Source organism: Hungatella hominis (assembly GCF_014288005.1).
In the GTDB taxonomy this organism is placed as follows: domain Bacteria; phylum Bacillota; class Clostridia; order Lachnospirales; family Lachnospiraceae; genus Hungatella; species Hungatella effluvii.
The window spans coordinates 102,070-117,704 of record NZ_JACOPB010000016.1 but is presented as its reverse complement, the minus strand read 5'-3'; the positions used below and the strand labels follow the sequence as shown (position 1 = coordinate 117,704).

General features: G+C 51.1%; 17 protein-coding genes and 1 riboswitch. Of the genes, 6 read left to right on the top strand and 11 right to left on the bottom strand.

The window, feature by feature from the left end; all coding sequences use genetic code 11:
• Nucleotides 1-73: 73 nt before the first annotated feature.
• Genes H8S75_RS25405 through H8S75_RS25390 form a run of 4 tightly spaced genes read right to left on the bottom strand, consistent with a single transcriptional unit; the run spans nt 74 to nt 4,830 of the window.
• Complete coding sequence (locus tag H8S75_RS25405) at nt 74-1,252, bottom strand: ABC transporter permease (protein ID WP_029466365.1); 1,179 nt, start codon at nt 1,250-1,252, stop codon at nt 74-76.
• Nucleotides 1,236-1,961, bottom strand: coding sequence for an ABC transporter ATP-binding protein (locus H8S75_RS25400; protein ID WP_187023902.1), 726 nt, complete (start codon nt 1,959-1,961; stop codon nt 1,236-1,238). Before H8S75_RS25400 ends, H8S75_RS25405 begins: the two co-directional genes overlap by 17 nt.
• Nucleotides 1,961-3,724 carry an efflux RND transporter periplasmic adaptor subunit gene (locus tag H8S75_RS25395; protein ID WP_187023901.1) on the bottom strand — a complete coding sequence of 588 codons (1,764 nt, stop codon included), beginning with the start codon at nt 3,722-3,724 and terminating at the stop codon, nt 1,961-1,963. Before H8S75_RS25395 ends, H8S75_RS25400 begins: the two co-directional genes overlap by 1 nt.
• Nucleotides 3,725-3,738: 14 nt before the next feature.
• Nucleotides 3,739-4,830, bottom strand: coding sequence for an S-layer homology domain-containing protein (locus H8S75_RS25390; protein ID WP_187023900.1), 1,092 nt, complete (start codon nt 4,828-4,830; stop codon nt 3,739-3,741).
• A gap of 361 nt (nt 4,831-5,191) precedes the next feature.
• On the opposite strand from H8S75_RS25390, the gene H8S75_RS25385 reads away from it, so the two are divergent.
• Nucleotides 5,192-5,869, top strand: a complete 678-nt coding sequence (locus tag H8S75_RS25385; protein ID WP_187023899.1) for a response regulator transcription factor — start codon at nt 5,192-5,194, stop codon at nt 5,867-5,869.
• Nucleotides 5,863-7,110 carry a sensor histidine kinase gene (locus H8S75_RS25380; RefSeq protein WP_187023898.1) on the top strand — a complete coding sequence of 416 codons (1,248 nt, stop codon included), beginning with the start codon at nt 5,863-5,865 and terminating at the stop codon, nt 7,108-7,110. The genes H8S75_RS25385 and H8S75_RS25380 overlap by 7 nt, the downstream gene beginning before the upstream one ends.
• Nucleotides 7,111-7,179: 69 nt before the next feature.
• Here the strand turns inward: H8S75_RS25380 and H8S75_RS25375 are convergent, their stop codons facing one another.
• Both H8S75_RS25375 and H8S75_RS25370 read right to left on the bottom strand, forming a co-directional pair.
• Nucleotides 7,180-8,091, bottom strand: a complete 912-nt coding sequence (locus H8S75_RS25375) for a ketopantoate reductase family protein (RefSeq protein WP_187023897.1) — start codon at nt 8,089-8,091, stop codon at nt 7,180-7,182.
• A 25-nt stretch (nt 8,092-8,116) separates the two neighbouring features.
• Nucleotides 8,117-8,806: a cyclase family protein gene (locus H8S75_RS25370; RefSeq protein WP_055652891.1), complete on the bottom strand. Its 690-nt coding sequence runs from the start codon at nt 8,804-8,806 to the stop codon at nt 8,117-8,119.
• A 217-nt stretch (nt 8,807-9,023) separates the two neighbouring features.
• Between H8S75_RS25370 and H8S75_RS25365 the strand changes: the two genes are divergently transcribed.
• Nucleotides 9,024-9,683 carry a GntR family transcriptional regulator gene (locus H8S75_RS25365; protein WP_187023896.1) on the top strand — a complete coding sequence of 220 codons (660 nt, stop codon included), beginning with the start codon at nt 9,024-9,026 and terminating at the stop codon, nt 9,681-9,683.
• Between the two features lie 135 nt (nt 9,684-9,818).
• Here the strand turns inward: H8S75_RS25365 and H8S75_RS25360 are convergent, their stop codons facing one another.
• Genes H8S75_RS25360 through H8S75_RS25350 form a run of 3 tightly spaced genes read right to left on the bottom strand, consistent with a single transcriptional unit; the run spans nt 9,819 to nt 12,227 of the window.
• Entirely contained in the window at nt 9,819-10,529 is a 711-nt protein-coding gene (locus H8S75_RS25360) for a GTP pyrophosphokinase (protein ID WP_187023895.1), read from the bottom strand.
• Between the two features lie 45 nt (nt 10,530-10,574).
• A complete protein-coding gene (locus tag H8S75_RS25355) occupies nt 10,575-11,414 on the bottom strand; it encodes an Mrp/NBP35 family ATP-binding protein (RefSeq protein ID WP_055652894.1) in 840 nt (279 codons plus the stop codon).
• A gap of 3 nt (nt 11,415-11,417) precedes the next feature.
• Nucleotides 11,418-12,227, bottom strand: coding sequence for a Cof-type HAD-IIB family hydrolase (locus H8S75_RS25350; protein ID WP_187023894.1), 810 nt, complete (start codon nt 12,225-12,227; stop codon nt 11,418-11,420).
• Nucleotides 12,228-12,318: 91 nt separating this feature from the next.
• Between H8S75_RS25350 and H8S75_RS25345 the strand changes: the two genes are divergently transcribed.
• A complete protein-coding gene (locus H8S75_RS25345; protein ID WP_187023893.1) occupies nt 12,319-13,098 on the top strand; it encodes an HD domain-containing protein in 780 nt (259 codons plus the stop codon).
• Between the two features lie 2 nt (nt 13,099-13,100).
• Here the strand turns inward: H8S75_RS25345 and H8S75_RS25340 are convergent, their stop codons facing one another.
• Together H8S75_RS25340 and H8S75_RS25335 are read right to left on the bottom strand one after the other, a co-directional pair.
• Nucleotides 13,101-13,661: a folate family ECF transporter S component gene (locus H8S75_RS25340; RefSeq protein WP_002603887.1), complete on the bottom strand. Its 561-nt coding sequence runs from the start codon at nt 13,659-13,661 to the stop codon at nt 13,101-13,103.
• 63 nt (nt 13,662-13,724) lie between these two features.
• Nucleotides 13,725-13,823: riboswitch (THF riboswitch) on the bottom strand.
• A gap of 65 nt (nt 13,824-13,888) precedes the next feature.
• A complete protein-coding gene (locus tag H8S75_RS25335) occupies nt 13,889-14,434 on the bottom strand; it encodes a phosphatase PAP2 family protein (protein ID WP_187023892.1) in 546 nt (181 codons plus the stop codon).
• Nucleotides 14,435-14,578: 144 nt separating this feature from the next.
• Between H8S75_RS25335 and H8S75_RS25330 the strand changes: the two genes are divergently transcribed.
• Complete coding sequence (locus tag H8S75_RS25330) at nt 14,579-14,950, top strand: CidA/LrgA family protein (RefSeq protein WP_002603885.1); 372 nt, start codon at nt 14,579-14,581, stop codon at nt 14,948-14,950.
• Nucleotides 14,943-15,635: an LrgB family protein gene (locus tag H8S75_RS25325; RefSeq protein ID WP_187023891.1), complete on the top strand. Its 693-nt coding sequence runs from the start codon at nt 14,943-14,945 to the stop codon at nt 15,633-15,635. Before H8S75_RS25330 ends, H8S75_RS25325 begins: the two co-directional genes overlap by 8 nt.

Sequence of the window (15,635 nt, the reverse complement as noted above, 5' to 3'; positions counted from 1 at the left end):
TATTGTGAGTAGGAAGCAAGACGGACACGAAATATCCATGCCTCCGCCTCCCCGCCGCGATTCCGGCGTACCCTCACTCACTTCGAAGCGCATCAATCGGATTCAAATTCGCCGCCCGGTTTGCCGGCATATATCCGAACAGCAGCCCGATTCCCACAGACACGCTGAAGGACACTGCCACGGCGCTGGGCGTCGGAGTCGCGTTCATTCCCATGGCTGTGCCGATGACCGTAGTCGCCACGGATCCGATCACAATTCCGATCACGCCGCCGATGGAGCTGGTCACGGCCGCCTCGATGACAAACTGCTGCATGATCGTCCGTTTCTTCGCTCCCAGCGCCTTACGGATACCGATCTCCCTGGTCCGCTCGGTTACGGACACCAGCATAATATTCATAACTCCCACGCCAGCAACCAGCAGGGAAATTCCGGCGATGCCCCCGAGAAGCATGGACATCATGGCAATCATGGAATTCAGGGAATCCAGGAGCTCGCTCATCGCCGTGATCCGGTATAAATCCTCATCCTTAAAGATTTCCATGAGGAAATCATCGATCGCCGTCTTTGCCTCGTCCGTATGATTCATATCGGCCGTGGCAAACGTGTAGCTGCTGATATTGGCGTTTCTCGTCATCTTCGCGGCGCAGCTGTACGGCATCCAGACGAAATCATCGCTTCCGCCCGATTCCAGCTCATCGTCATCCTGTCTCGACACCACGCCGATAATCCGGAACGCATTTCCTCCGATCTTAATGGTCTGATCGAGGGCTTTATCCACGCCTCCGTATAGATCCCATGCCACATAATATCCCACCACACACACCTTTTGGCGCGACACAATATCGGAATACTGGATAAACCGGCCGGCCTCCAGCTCCATATCCTTCATCTCCAGGTATTCCTCGCTGACTCCGGACACCGTCGTCGAGGTAGATGACTCCGTCCCGTTTTTTACAGTCGTGGATACGGTCACATTCGGTGTCATCTGGGCAAATAAATCCCTGTTGTCCTCGTAAAATTCATACATCTCATCCACAGAGACCGATCGGGTGGAAAGATTCGTCACATTGACTGAAATCTGGTTCGTCCCCATGCTTGCGAAGCTCTCCGTCATGTAAGACATCTGACCGTTGACAAGGCTTACCAGAATGATAACGGAAGCCACGCCGATGATGATGCCCAGCATAGTTAAAAAGGACCGCATCTTATTGCCCATGATACTTTTCATTGCCATTTTAAAGGATTGCAGAATATTCATTTACGTCTCCATCAAAGTTGATCTTTCCGTCATGCACTCTCACCACGCGCCGCGCCTCCATTGCGATGGAGCTGTCATGGGTAATCATGACGATGGTATTGCCTTCGTCGTTTAACTGTTTTAAGAAATCCAGAACGCTGCGGCTCGTCTTCGAATCAAGGGCGCCTGTCGGCTCATCGGCCAGGATCAGGGACGGGTCTCCCGCCAGAGCCCTGGCAATAGACACCCTCTGCTGCTGCCCGCCGGAAAGCTGGTTCGGAAGGTTCCTCCATTTTTCCGCCAGGCCCACACGCTCCAGCGAAGCCATGGCCCGCATGCGGCGGGTTGTATTGCCGGCCCCCGCGTATAGAAGCGGCAGTTCCACATTTTCCAGGAGATTCAGCTTGGGAAGCAGATTGTACTGCTGGAATATGAAGCCAATCATTCGGTTCCTGATGTCCGCCAGCTGATTGTCCGTCATACTTCCCACGTCTTTTCCGCCCAGTAAGTATTCGCCGGAGCTTGGTACATCCAGAGCCCCGATAATATTCATCAGCGTCGATTTCCCGCTTCCCGATTTCCCTACGATCGCCACAAATTCACCGCGGTTAATCGTCAGGGAAATGCCGTCGTTGGCCCTCACCTCTTCGTCGCCCATCTCATAGATCTTATAGATATCCTTCAGTTCAATTAATGTTTCTTCCAAGTCTTTACCTCCAGCCATTACCTGGGACCGCCGCCGTTATTTCCGCCGCTTCTTCCGCCATTTCCACCGTTTCCGCCTGGGCCTCCGCCGCTGGGCATGCCGCCCATTTCGCCTGGGCCTCCGCCGCTGGGCATGCCGCCCATCATATTAAATGACGAACTAACTGTAGACTCGGCCACATAGACCACATCACCCTCGGACAGGCCTTCCGTGATCTCCACATAGTCGTCGCTGATCAAACCAGTCTTTACATCGACAGCCCGGAAGCCCGCCGGAACCGGTCCCTGCACCTCCGTTACCGTATCGTCCTTTACATAAACCTTGTTGCCGCGCATCAGTGCGTCGGCCGGCACGGCAAGCACATCCGACGCCTGGTCGAGGATGATGACGCCATCCACATTCATGCCCGGAAGCAGCTCATCCATACCGTCGTTTAAGGTTACGGTGACAGGATAGTTGGTCACGCCGTTGGAGTAGGAGCTTTGCAGGCTCACATTGGTCACCGTACCGGAGAACGTCTCTCCGCTCACCGCGTCTGCGGTAATCACTACGCTCTGTCCCACGGCCACTTCCTTTACATCCAGTTCATCGACCGACATCTCAAAGGTATAGCCGGACATATCGTATATCACGGCAAGCGTCGTGCTTCCGCTGGTGCTCTTCGCCACCTTGTCGCCCGCCTTTACATTTTTCGTGATCACCTGACCGGAGATCGGCGCTGTGATCGTGTAATTATCGTAATTATCCTGCGTGCTCTCCACCTTGTTCCTGGCGGATTCCAGCGTTTCCTCCGCTTTTTCCACGGAGTCCTTATATGTTCGGAGAAGCTTCTCCGCCGATTTCGATTCCATGGTGAAAACAGGGGTCCCCTTGCCCACGTAATCGCCCTCGTTGATCAGCAGCTTTCCCACCTCCACACTGGAGGAAATGTCAGCATTCATCACAGTCTCCAGCGTCGGCTCAAAGGAGCCCTCCGCGCTGCAGATAAAGTCTCCCACCGTCGCTGTCGCAGCCATATCGGTGGTTAAACCGCCTGGATTCGCCGCCTCGATGGTGACATACCGGACAATCCGGCCGCCTGTCAGCGTCACATCCATGTTGCTCACCGCGGTAACCGTTCCCGTCAGCTGCTCTCCCGTATCCGTCAGCGTAAGCGTTGCACCGCTGCCCGCTCCGATGAAAGCCGCTTCCCCAGACAAAAACGGCAGTTTGATCTTCATGACCTTGTCATCGTAAATGTCGGCGATTTTCGTATTGGAGCTCACTTTATCACCTTCTTTGATGTACAGAGTCTTAATGTAGCCCGCCTCTGTTGATTTATAGGTATTGCCGCTGTAATCGCTGAGCGCCGTGTTATAGTCATCCAGGGCGACCTCGTAATTTTCCTGCGCCCTCGTCAGAGAATTGTTGACGCTGGTCAGCTCCGATTCCATGGAGGATGTATCGATCTGGTACAGGATCTGCCCCGCCTCCACCTGATCTCCCTCTTCAAAATCGGCGGCAATCACCTCGCCCTCCACGAGAGAGGTAATATCGTATGTATTCTTCGGAGAGATCGTACCCGATGACGACAGCTCCGAGGTGATATCCCGCGTCTCCACTGTCGCGGTCCTGACCTCTTTCACGTTCGCGCTGGCCGCTTTCTCCGCCTTCATCCGAACCGCCGTGTAAACTCCCAAGATGACGACGAGCAGGAGAATCAGAATCAGAAGAAGCTTTTTCCCCTTCCTGCCGCCCTTTTTTCCATTCCTTGTCTTATTTCCAAAACTTATTTTCTTCATCTCAGGCTCTCCTGTCAGTCTTCAATATAATCAAGCACGGTACGCGTCTCATCGCCGTTGCTGTCCGTTGTCACGGAATAGACCAGAGTGACCGTATCTCCCACCCGCATATCGCCATATGTGGAAAATGCAAACTTCATCTCGGTGCTGTCCAGTTCATACGTATTGCCGTCATCCAGTATGATAGCATCCGGCGTCATCAAATCGGCCGAATTGTATATGACATTTGTGATTTCACCGAATACCGCGGAACGCCCGTTCTCATTTTCGCTTCCAACTGTATACAACCATACTGTTTTGGATACCGGATGGTAGTAAACCAGCACGCCGTTATCATTCTCCAGCGCCGCAGAGATGGCTTCGCTGCTGTTGGAGATCGGCGACCCATCGAGGTATACGCTGGCAGCGCTCAGCTTAAACGGCAGATAATCGGAAAGGCGGCTCTTGCTCCTTACGATCTTCGGTCCCTTCAGGCTGTTGTCCACCATGGTAAGCGGATTGATCTCCCCGTCGGAGGTCAGCTCACATCCCAGGCTCTTTCCGAACATGGTGCCCGCCTTCGTATCGGTCTTTAAAAGATTGTAGAATAAATTGATGCAGTCCTCCTTTATGAGGACCTCCTCCGGGCTCTTATTCATATTTTCATCGAGCTCCAGGAAATGGTATTTGGACTGCCTGGCCCCGGTCTGGTCTCCGGTAAAATCTGTATTTTCATATCCCAGCAGCGCCAGCATTCCCCTTACGGCCTCCTGAAGCGTCACATACTCATCCGGTTTAAAATTCCCTCCTAAGTATCCCGTCATCCACCCTTGTTCTGCCGCAATCCTAATGGACGCTGCATACGTATGGTCACGCGGTACATCGGCAAATACAGAGGTATTGCTCACACTGCTGACCGTACTCCTGTAGGAAGACGCATTCACCAGCATGCTGGCAAACTCCCCTCTCGTAATGGCAGAATCCATGTTGGTCACACTCATGATCCCCGATATTCCGATCACCTTTTTTCTCAAGTCAATATTTGTCGAAGCCTCCGCCGTTATGGGCATCACAGCCGTGGCCGTTATGACCACTGCCATGGAAGCGGCTATTCTTCTTCCATTCATCCGATTTGCTCCTCTCTGCACTCTGTCTGTTATTCATGTTCAGTTTATCAGGCTCCTATGTTCATTTTGTGTCAGCAACCTGAAATTAACCTGAAACTTCTTTTCACTCTTTTTCATTCGCCCCATTCTATCATGGATACCTGAAATTAACCTGAAAACCGGTTTCAGGCTATTTTCAGCTTCTCCTTCTATAATAATATGTAACAGTTCAGACGGCGCCGTCTGAACTGTTACAATAATATCTATAAAATGCGGATACAGGAAAAGGAATGGGATTGCCAAACGAGGAAACCCCTTTTATAATATTGATAAGGATATGGACCGGCCGTTCGGCCATACCGGAAAAGGAAGGAAATGATTCATGAATATACTGATCGTAGAAGATGAAGTGAGGCTGGCCGACGCGCTGGGACAAATTATGGAGGAACAGCATTACCACACGGACATCGTTTATACCGGTACAGATGGTCTCTACTGCGGCCTGTCGGGCGAATACGATGTCATCATCCTTGATGTGATGCTTCCCGGGGAAAATGGATTCGATGTGGTAAAGAAGCTTCGAAAGGCCCATGTCCAGACGCCAGTTCTGATGCTGACCGCCCGGGACGACATAAGCGACAAGGTGACCGGTTTGGACCGCGGCGCCGACGACTATATGACGAAGCCGTTTATCCCCGAAGAGCTGCTGGCACGGATACGCGCCCTCTCCCGCAGACAGGGCGAGGTGGTCGTGGAAGAACTTCATTTTGGAGATCTGACCCTGAATCTTTCAACCAACGACCTGGTGCGCGGAAGAAAGTCCATCCATCTGGGATATAAGGAATTTGAGGTACTGAAACTGCTCATGAACAATGCGGGAAAAATCATCTCCAAGGATATGCTGATTTCCAGGGTATGGGGAAATGATTCCGACGCGGAGGACAATAACGTGGAAGCCTACATTTCCTTTCTAAGGAAAAAGATTACATTCTTAAGTTCCAGGGTTGAAATTGTAACCGTCCGGAAAGTAGGCTACCGTCTGGAGGAACCGTCATGCTGAATAAGCTTCGCGGAAAATTTATTATCATCAACATGTCCCTGGTCATCACGATTCTCATCATCGTGCTGGGAAATTTTTATCATGCCAATCTCTGGCGGCTGGAACGCCAGACTGAGATGGCCCTGATACAGGCCCAGGATTCGGCCCGCTTAAGTGGAAAACCGAACAAAGTGGAACCGGGACGCCGGACCGACGATACGCCGCCGCCCTTCGTTCCTACCGCAGTCATAACCCTTTCAAAGGCTGGGCAGGCGGTGACGGACGTAACCACAAACAATCTCTCCGTATCCGATGACATGGCGGCCACTCTGGCAGACCTTGTCATGGAAAACGGCGATCCGCGAGGCGTCTTAAAAGACTACTCCCTTCGCTATAACCGCTTCGAGACGCCGGACAGCATCACCATCGCGTTCGCTGACCAGAGCTTTGAGCTGAACAACATCCGAGCGCTGCGCCTTAACTGCCTCCTGCTGTTTTTCATCGCCGCTATCCTGTTTCTTCTGCTCAGCATCTTCCTGTCCCGCTGGGCCTTAAAGCCTGTGGAGCAGGCATGGAAACAGCAGAACCAGTTTATCGCCGATGCGTCCCACGAACTGAAAACGCCTCTCACGGTCATCCTGGCCAATTTACAGATTCTGCTCTCCCATCAGGACTCACCCATTAAGAGCCAGATCAAATGGGTTGACAACACGAAGGAGGAGGCATCCCGTATGAAGCAGCTGGTGGAAGAGCTCCTCTTTCTGGCGCGCTCCGATGCGGGCACGGTGGAAGTCACCCACACGGCGAATACCGAGTTCGATTACAGTGACAGCGTGCTGAACTGTGTTCTGCTCTTTGAATCGGTAGCTTTCGAGAACAAGGTCACCTTAAACAACGACATCGTTCCCGGCATCCACATCTGCGGCAGCGAGCCTCAGATCAAACAGATGGTCACAATCCTTCTGGACAATGCCTGTAAATACGCCGGTCTCCACGGAACGGTCTCCGTCTCCTTAAAGTCCTCCCCCCATCACGCGGTGCTGACCGTCAATAATACGGGAGAGCTTATCCCTCCGTCCGATCAGAAGCATATCTTCGAACGGTTTTACCGCACGGACAAATCGCGGGTGAGAAAAGAAGGCGGATATGGCCTGGGACTTTCCATAGCCAGGACGATCGTAGAGCAACATAAGGGGAAAATTACCGTATCCAGCAGCCTGGGGGAAGGAACGACGTTTACGGTTATGTTTCCGGTTCCTTAATGGAGGGACGAATAAGCCCGGGACAGTTCTTGATATCAAGAGCTGCCCCGGGCTGTTTGTTGTTGTAACTTATTTTTTCATCTCCATCGCGTGAACCATATTCACGACAAATTCATGGCTCGGCACTGAAACGCCGCACCGCCCTGCCGCAGTCACCACGGAACCGCTGATGGTATTCACCTCGGTCCTTCTGCCATCGCGCAGGTCCGCACGGATCGAAGTGCATCCCGCCGGATTCCCGATGGAGGTCTGACGTACCCGCTCCGTTACAGCTTCCTCATCGAAGGAAAGGCCAAGCGCACCGGCGACCGCAATCGCCTCATGAATCAGCGCCTTCGTCAAATTCCATGCGTATTCATTCTCCGCAATAAATCCCATATCCACTAAAAGGATGCCGGTTACTGCGCTTAAGGAAACGTTGGTAAACAGCTTGTCCCAGATGAGATACTGAATATTCTCATGGATTTTCACCTGAAATCCGCAGCTGTCAAACGCCTCTTTCAGCTGCGGCAGGAATTCTTCCCGATCCTCCGTCAGCATCCCTACATTCGTATTACCGACTCCGCCTCTTCTCACATGCCCTGGCGCCAGTACCGCGCCGTTGTCCTCCGTCGTACCGATGATTACACGGTCTTCGGGGACAAATTCCTTTAAAATGTCCTCGTGGCCTGCGCCGTTCTGCAGCGTCAGAAGGCGTGTTTTCTCCCCAATCACGCCCTGATTCCCCGCCAGCGCGGCCCTGGAATAAATAGACTTCACGAACAGAATGACCAGGTCCATCTCCCCCAGCCCTTCCGTGTCGGTTACCGCCGTCGGATAGTACGTATTCGTCTCGCCATCCTCGTCGATCTTCAGTCCTTCCCGGTTGATCTGCGTTACAATATCCGGATTCGTGTCTACCAGATATACATGATGCTTCCTTGATAAATGGCCGCCGTAGACGGAGCCCATGGCTCCGGCGCCAATGACTGTTATTTTCATTTGGACCTCCTGCCTTTCTGACTTTTTAGTTTGAAAAGTCTGCCAGCCCCTCGATTGCATATGCACGGATCGGACAGGAGTCCAGGCCGAGGATTGGAAGGGGGGCGTAGCTCATGAAGAACACATCCTGCTCCAGCTTTTCGAGGTTTTTCAGGACCTCAAGGAAAACGATATTCTCTGCCATCAGTATATCATGAAATGGCTTGACATCCTCATTGCAGTTTTCAATCGAGACGCCGTCTCCAAAGCCTACACACTTCACCTTATGATCCCGGAACCACTCAGCGCTTTCTTTTCCTACCAGAAGCCGCTTGTCCGCCTCCGTGTTGGTCGCCGGGGTAAACGGAGGAATCTTGTAAGAGGAATCAATGATCACAATATCCCCCTCCTTAAGCTTTCCTTCCGTAGCCTTGTCAAGATCCGCAGCCGTAATGTGGGTTCCCGGCGCAACCTCCTCCTTGAAATCCACATACAAAGCCCTGCCCATAAATGTGGTCAGAGGCAGCTCCGCCACGCTCGGCCAGTTGTCATCATGATGGTAAGGGCACTCACAGTGTGTCCCCAGATGGCTGGTAAGATCCATAATCGTATGGAAATCCGGAATCGGTCCCCCGGTATTGAACCGATACATGTGGCATCTCCGGCTCTCCGTCTTCGGATCCAGCTCCTTCGTTAAATCCACCACTCTCAAATTCCCCATCTTATAAACGCACATCCTGTCTTCCTCCTCTATTTTAATATAATAAATAACTCCCGTTGCCTCTTACATCCAGTATACCGCTATACCGGTATACTGTCAACACTGACAAAACAAAATCTTATAATTTCATCGATTATTTTAATCCATAAAGCGCCCTTTAAAAGAGTGATTGACCAAAAACAACTTCTATATTAGAATAATGGTATGTCAAACAAACAGGAGATGCATCACATTGAAAGAAAAAAGCTTTTTACAATCCAAGGCATACGATTACATAAAAGAACAGATTTTGGAAGGAAAGCTGGTGCCGGACACCCTCTACTCTGAGGCGCGCCTGTCCAAAGAGCTGGACATTTCCAGAACCCCCATCAGGGAAGCGTTACAGTGTTTAAGCCAGGATGGATATATTACTATCGTTCCCAGTAAGGGGTTTATGCTCCGCCACCTGACGGATAAGGACATGCAGGAAACCATCGAAGTCCGCTGTGCCATTGAAGGCTTCTGCACCCATATCATAGCCGGACAGATCTCCACCGAAAAGGGGAAACGGCTGCTGGAGGAGCTGGGACAGATACTTGAGCAGATGCAGAAGGCAAAAGATTTCGATGATAACCTGCAGACCTTTATTGACAGCGACCACGCCTTTCATCTGGCCATCGTCGGTTATGCCGAGAATGATGAGTTTAATCAGCTGTTCCAGCGCCTGCTGTATTTGATCCACTTAACGTCGGCCACCGCGCTCTCGGTTACAGGCCGTGTCGATGGAACTCTGGAGGAACACGAGCTCTACTACCGCGCCCTCAGAGAGGGCAATGGAAACGATGCCTATCAGATCATGATCCGCCATCTGACCATGCCGCTGAAGCTTCACGATCATCCAGACGGTCAATAACCGCTCATATCCTGTGAAAATATCCTGTGAAAGTAAGAATTGATATAAAATAAGAAGCTGACGCCCTCCGGTATTACCGGATCTAAGGCATCAGCTTCTTATTTTCATAGAATAAACTTCCTCTGATTCGCTTTACTATTTACTGACAGTAATTCCCTCTGATTCAATCTTCAGCCGGATCTTCAGCATCCGTTCATCCGTCTGTGCGATTACCTCTGCACACTCCCGCAGTTCTGCGCTGATTTCCTCCGAGCTGTCACCGACCTCTTTCTTATATTTCAGTTGATGATCCAGGCTTGCCCAGAAATCCATGGCGATGGTTCTGATCTGAACCTCCACCCGCATCCACTTCTTCCGGTCGGAAAAGAAGACGGGAATCTCCACGATCATGTGGTAGCTCCGGTATCCATTCTCCTTCGGATGGCGGATATAATCCTTGATGGCGATGATATGCACGTCATCCTGACGGGTCAGCATGTCGGCTACGGCGTAGATGTCATCTAAAAAAGAACAGATGACACGGATTCCCGCCACATCGTCGAGATTCTCCATCATGGATTCCATCGTTACGGGAAGACCTCTACGCTGCAGTTTCTCCACAATGCTCAGGGGCTTCTTCACTCTGGATTTCACCATCTCGATGGGATTCCTGGAATTGCGTACGGACAGTTCGTCGTTTAAGACCTCCAGCTTCGTCTTAATCTCCCTGATCGCACAGGTGTACATCATCATCGCTTCCTGAAACTGGTACGCCTGCTTTAGGAGCGGGTCCGGGACCTGTACCAGATTCGGCACATTAACGATGGACTGGTGCAGTTCGCTGTTGGGGTTCATATTTATATTCATATTTCTACCTCGCTGTCCTATCCTTAAGCTGTCACGAAACGCATATTATATGGACTCCACGGCTTTAACCGCCTCGTCCAGCCACGGTGCTTCCAAATACTCCACAGCGCCTTCATCAACAGCTTTGGCAATCTTGGGTTCAATCGGGATCTTGGCGAGAACAGGGATTTCATTCTCCTTCGCTACTTCGTCGATCCGGCTCTCTCCAAATACGGAAATCTTCTTTCCGCAGTCCGGACATGATAAGTAGCTCATATTCTCCACCAGACCAAGAATCGGAATGTTCATCTTTTTCGCCATGTTTACAGCCTTTGTCACGATCATGGATACGAGCTCCTGAGGCGATGTGACAATGATGATGCCGTCTACCGGCAGAGACTGGAATACCGTCAGCGGAACATCGCCTGTTCCCGGAGGCATATCCACGAACATATAGTCGATATCTTCCCACAGGGCCTCCTGCCAGAACTGCTTAACAGCTCCGGCGATCACAGGTCCTCTCCAGATTACAGGATCGGTCTCATGATCAAGAATTAAGTTGGCCGACATCACTTCGATGCCCATGGAAGTGGTCGCCGGGATCATGAGTCCCGTCGGTGTCATGCCGACGCCGTCGTCTCCCAGGCCAAATGCCTTGGGAATCGAAGGTCCGGTAATATCCGCATCAAGAATTGCCGTCTTATAATTTTTTGCGTTCATGCGGACCGCCATCATGGTGGTGACCAGCGATTTACCAACGCCGCCCTTTCCGCTTACCACACCGATTACCTTCTTAACCGTACTTGCAGGGTTTAACGGCTCCAGAAAGCTGGTCTGCTCCGTCTGTCTGCTGCTGCAGCTCTCCCCACAGGTATTGCAATTATGAGTACAGTTTGTTTCACTCATGTTTCATTCCTCCTGATGATTATTCTCTAATATATAGAAGACAGCCTTTAGAAGGCCATCCGTTTCTATCGAATCCGTAATATAATCCGCCACGGCTTTCACCACAGCCTTTCCATTGCCCATGGCGATGCCTAGACCGGCCATCTCCACCATGGAAACGTCGTTTGCTCCGTCGCCGACCGCCGCAATCTCCTCCAGCGACAGGCCGAAATGGGCTGCCATCTTCTCGATTCCGATGCATTTGCTTCCGCCCCGCGGAATCACATCCACGGCGTATTCATCATGCCACCGGATGATCTCACATCCGGGAACCGCGCGCCGGATCTCCTCCTCCCGCGTCCTGCCAATATAGGGCACGATCTGGTAGATCGGATGCTCTGACGCACGCCTCACATCCATAACGGGCGGAATTCTTGTCCCGATTCCCGCCTGGGCCTTCTCCACGATGTCGTCCACCATGTTGATATACATGCGGTCATCCTCCATGAAAAGGCAGGGAAACGGATCTTTCCCGATAAGCGTCAACATGGCATCGACTTCCGCGCCGTCAATGGGATCATCGTATACAACGTGGCCGCCGCAGTAACAGTACTGCCCGTTTAACGTAACGAATCCGTCAAATTCCATGTCCTCCAGGAGATTCTCCTCCTCGATCTCAAGCTTATGGCGCCCGGTAGCGATGAACAGCAGGATTCCTGCCTCCTTCGCCTTCCGCAGCGCCTCTTTTGTGCTTTCCGGAACCCTCTTCGTCTCGAAATCACGCAGCGTCCCGTCTATATCAAAAAATATGGCTCTGATCTGCCTTTTGCTCATTCTCATCTCTTCCTTTACAAGTTGCCATCGTCTGCGATTCGTAGTATAATGCAGACACTTAAGATTATAGTATGAAAGAAGGGTTCTGTCTATGGATTTTACACAGGCAAAAAAAATATTTGCTGGATATTTAAAGCAGTATGACACGAAAAACGAGAAAATCCGGCTGAAAATCGTACACACCTACGGCGTAACCGACGCCGCCCGGCTGATCTCCAAAGGCCTTGGCCTCTCCGATGAGGACACCGACCTGGCCCTGCACATTGCGCTTCTCCACGACATCGGCCGCTTCGAACAGCTGAAAAGATACGACAGCTTCGACGATTCCATCGTTCCTCACGCGGAGTTAAGCCTCTCGATTCTGTTCGGGGACCATCTGATCCGCAGCTTCATTCCGGAACGCGCCTACGATTCCATCATCTATACGGCCATTAAGAATCATGGGTTCTACCAGATGGACAACTCCCTCACCGGAAAGGAACGCCTCCATTCCATGCTCATCCGGGATGCCGATAAACTCGATAATTTCCGGGTAAAGGAGCAGGACTCCATCCACGCGATGCTGGATGTCGAAGCCGAAGAGCTGGGCGCGGAGGCCATCTCCGACCATATCCTCACGTCCTTCTTAAACCGCTGTCCCATCAAAAACGCCGACCGTGTGACGCACATGGATATGTGGATCTCCTACCTCGGCTATATCTATGACTTAAACTTTCCGGAAAGCCGCCGTATTGTGGCCGGTCGCGGTACCATCGATAAGCTCATCGACCGGGTCCCATACAGCAACGAGGCCACCCGGCGGAAGATGGAGCTCATCCGTCAGGCGGCCTGGAACTTTTTATCAGAATCCACTGCCGGGAGCAGCCGTTAAAATTACGCAAAATTCGTACGGACCGCCTTTAAAATCCCAAGCAGGTTTAATGCCTTCAAAACACTGTAAAAGATCATGGAATCAATGGGCCACATAATCAGGTTCTTGATCACTCTGGCCGGCAGGATCACCATAAAGCCCTTGCCGTACAGGACGGACAGACACAGGGTGTTTAAGATCACGTTGCAGATCAGCATGACTACAAACTTGGCTAACAGCACCCTCCAGAAGGTGATGGGCTTCTTATAGTAGAAGCAGCCATAGAGCACGCCCGCCAGTACGACGACAGCCGTAAGCCCCGGGAAAAATGGTCCGGCAGGCTTCAGCAGATACTTGAGCACATCCAGACCTCCGGCGAAGATTCCGCCTACCACAGGTCCGAATAAATAGGCGCATACGCCGTTTGGAATGCCGGAAAAGCCGATTCGGATGGTACTGCCAACATTGATGGAAAACATGCCCAGAATAATGGCGATGGCCGCGAGCATAGCCGCGGTGGTGATGGTCCTTACAGATTTCAGTTCTTTGTAAGAATCGGTGAACAAAGTGACGAATTTTTTCATAAAAAATACCTCCTTTGCAGACCTCTTACTACAACCGGAGATAATAAACGTATCATCTTCTGATGCAGCGGGATGCGATTCGTGTACCGCAAGAGAAATCTTTTCGTCCGGCTGACAACTCCCTGTTCAACCAGCACTTAACGCACACAAACCTACTCTGCTAATATTGATTTGTAATTTGTAACGAACTCAGTATATCACAGAATACGGAAAATGCAAATATTTTTTCATTCGGCATCTCCATTCTTTTCTTTCTTTTGTCTTACCAGCCATTCCACGCCCTTATGGACTGCCAGCGCGATCACGACTCCCAGCACGAGTCCGGTCAGAACATCCGACGGAAAATGAACGAAGAGATACAGCCTGGAAAATGCAATGAGCGCCGCCAGAACGAGCGCCGCCGCTCCCCAGCGCCGGTTATAGAGAAAGATGCTCACAGCCGCCTCGAAGGAGGCCATGGTATGGCCGGAAGGGAAGGAAAAATCCCCCGGATTTTCGATCAGCAGCTGTACGGCAGGATCGATCCAGCACGGCCGGTCTCTCGCCACTAAATTCTTTAAGAGAATATTGCCGATCAGTAAACCGCCTGCCAGGGATAAAAGAACGCAGAATCCCATCCTCCTCGTCTTTTTAAAACAGAACAGCACAAGTCCCGTGAGAATCCAGAAAATTCCGCTGTCCCCCAGATGGGTAATATTTTTCATCACCACATCCAGCCATGGCGTATGGATGGACTGCAGAAAATAAAGAATTCCAAACTCCGCTTCTATCATGATTTATAAGCTCCTTCCGGTATGAATCTGTTTTTTTCGGTGTAATGGGTATTATAACAGTTGAAAAAATATTTGACAAGCGGCTTATTTGAGTTTAGGATAAACCGTAGTTAAACGAATGATACATAAAGGGAGGCAAAAGACATGAAATTCATCAAACAATTCAGTATCATCCTGATAATTTCCCTGATTGGGGAAGCGCTTCACTACTTTATTCCTCTGCCAGTTCCAGCCAGCATCTACGGGCTGCTTATTATGCTCGCGGGGCTTCAGACGAAGCTGATACCTCTGGACAGCGTCCAGGAAGCCAGTTACTTCTTAATCGACATTATGCCGCTGATGTTCATACCTGCTGCGGTGGGACTTCTCGATTCCTGGGGACTGCTCCGGCCGATCCTCATCCCTTTTCTGGTCATCACCATGGTCTCCACAGTGGTGGTTATGGTCGTCTCTGGGAAAATTACACAGTTTTTTATAAGATCTGACAAAAAGAAGAAGGTACCGGAACATGAATGAGATGATAAAAGAGTTTTTGTTTTTTGGAGCAGCCGTAAGCATCATGGGATATGAACTGGGCCTCTTTCTCAAGGCGAAGTTCAGACTTCCGATTTTCAATCCACTGTTGATATCCATTATCGCAGTCATGATATTTTTATCCGTTTTCCACATTGACTATGAAAGCTATAATGTAAGCGCCAGATACTTAAGCTATCTGCTGACTCCGGCCACCGTCTGTCTGGCCGTCCCGCTCTATCAGCAGCTAAGCCTGCTGAAAAAGCACGCCAGGGCTATTCTGGCGGGAACCGTGACTGGTGTTCTGACCACGATGGCGACTGTTTTGGTACTTGCGCTTCTCTTTAAGCTGACTCACGAACAGTATGTCACCTTTCTTCCAAAGTCCATAACCACCGCAATCGGCATGGGCATATCGGAGGAGATGGGCGGCATTGTCACAATCACCGTGGCCTGCATTATCATCACGGGAATCATCGGCAACATCATCGCGGAGACCGTCTGCCGTCTTTTCCACATCACAGAACCGGTCGCAAAGGGTATTGCCATCGGTTCTGCCTCCCACGCCATCGGCACCACAAAAGCCATGGAAATGGGCGAAATCGAAGGAGCCATGAGCAGCCTCGCCATCGCCGTGTCCGGGCTTTGCACGGTGTTGTTCGCATCGGTATTTGCGAATTTTATTTAA

Bases quoted from the DNA above. Each gene is read 5' to 3' on its own strand.
- H8S75_RS25375 (WP_187023897.1), bottom strand. From the start codon at position 8,091: ATGAAAATAACAGTCATTGGCGCCGGAGCCATGGGCTCCGTCTACGGC.
- H8S75_RS25400 (WP_187023902.1), bottom strand. From the start codon at position 1,961: ATGGCTGGAGGTAAAGACTTGGAAGAAACATTAATTGAACTGAAGGAT.
- H8S75_RS25355 (WP_055652894.1), bottom strand. From the start codon at position 11,414: ATGAGTGAAACAAACTGTACTCATAATTGCAATACCTGTGGGGAGAGC.
- H8S75_RS25350 (WP_187023894.1), bottom strand. From the start codon at position 12,227: ATGAGCAAAAGGCAGATCAGAGCCATATTTTTTGATATAGACGGGACG.
- H8S75_RS25395 (WP_187023901.1), bottom strand. From the start codon at position 3,724: ATGAAGAAAATAAGTTTTGGAAATAAGACAAGGAATGGAAAAAAGGGC.
- H8S75_RS25325 (WP_187023891.1), top strand. From the start codon at position 14,943: ATGAATGAGATGATAAAAGAGTTTTTGTTTTTTGGAGCAGCCGTAAGC.
- H8S75_RS25380 (WP_187023898.1), top strand. From the start codon at position 5,863: ATGCTGAATAAGCTTCGCGGAAAATTTATTATCATCAACATGTCCCTG.
- H8S75_RS25335 (WP_187023892.1), bottom strand. From the start codon at position 14,434: ATGATAGAAGCGGAGTTTGGAATTCTTTATTTTCTGCAGTCCATCCAT.
- H8S75_RS25330 (WP_002603885.1), top strand. From the start codon at position 14,579: ATGAAATTCATCAAACAATTCAGTATCATCCTGATAATTTCCCTGATT.
- H8S75_RS25360 (WP_187023895.1), bottom strand. From the start codon at position 10,529: ATGAATATAAATATGAACCCCAACAGCGAACTGCACCAGTCCATCGTT.
- H8S75_RS25370 (WP_055652891.1), bottom strand. From the start codon at position 8,806: ATGTGCGTTTATAAGATGGGGAATTTGAGAGTGGTGGATTTAACGAAG.
- H8S75_RS25385 (WP_187023899.1), top strand. From the start codon at position 5,192: ATGAATATACTGATCGTAGAAGATGAAGTGAGGCTGGCCGACGCGCTG.
- H8S75_RS25345 (WP_187023893.1), top strand. From the start codon at position 12,319: ATGGATTTTACACAGGCAAAAAAAATATTTGCTGGATATTTAAAGCAG.
- H8S75_RS25390 (WP_187023900.1), bottom strand. From the start codon at position 4,830: ATGAATGGAAGAAGAATAGCCGCTTCCATGGCAGTGGTCATAACGGCC.
- H8S75_RS25340 (WP_002603887.1), bottom strand. From the start codon at position 13,661: ATGAAAAAATTCGTCACTTTGTTCACCGATTCTTACAAAGAACTGAAA.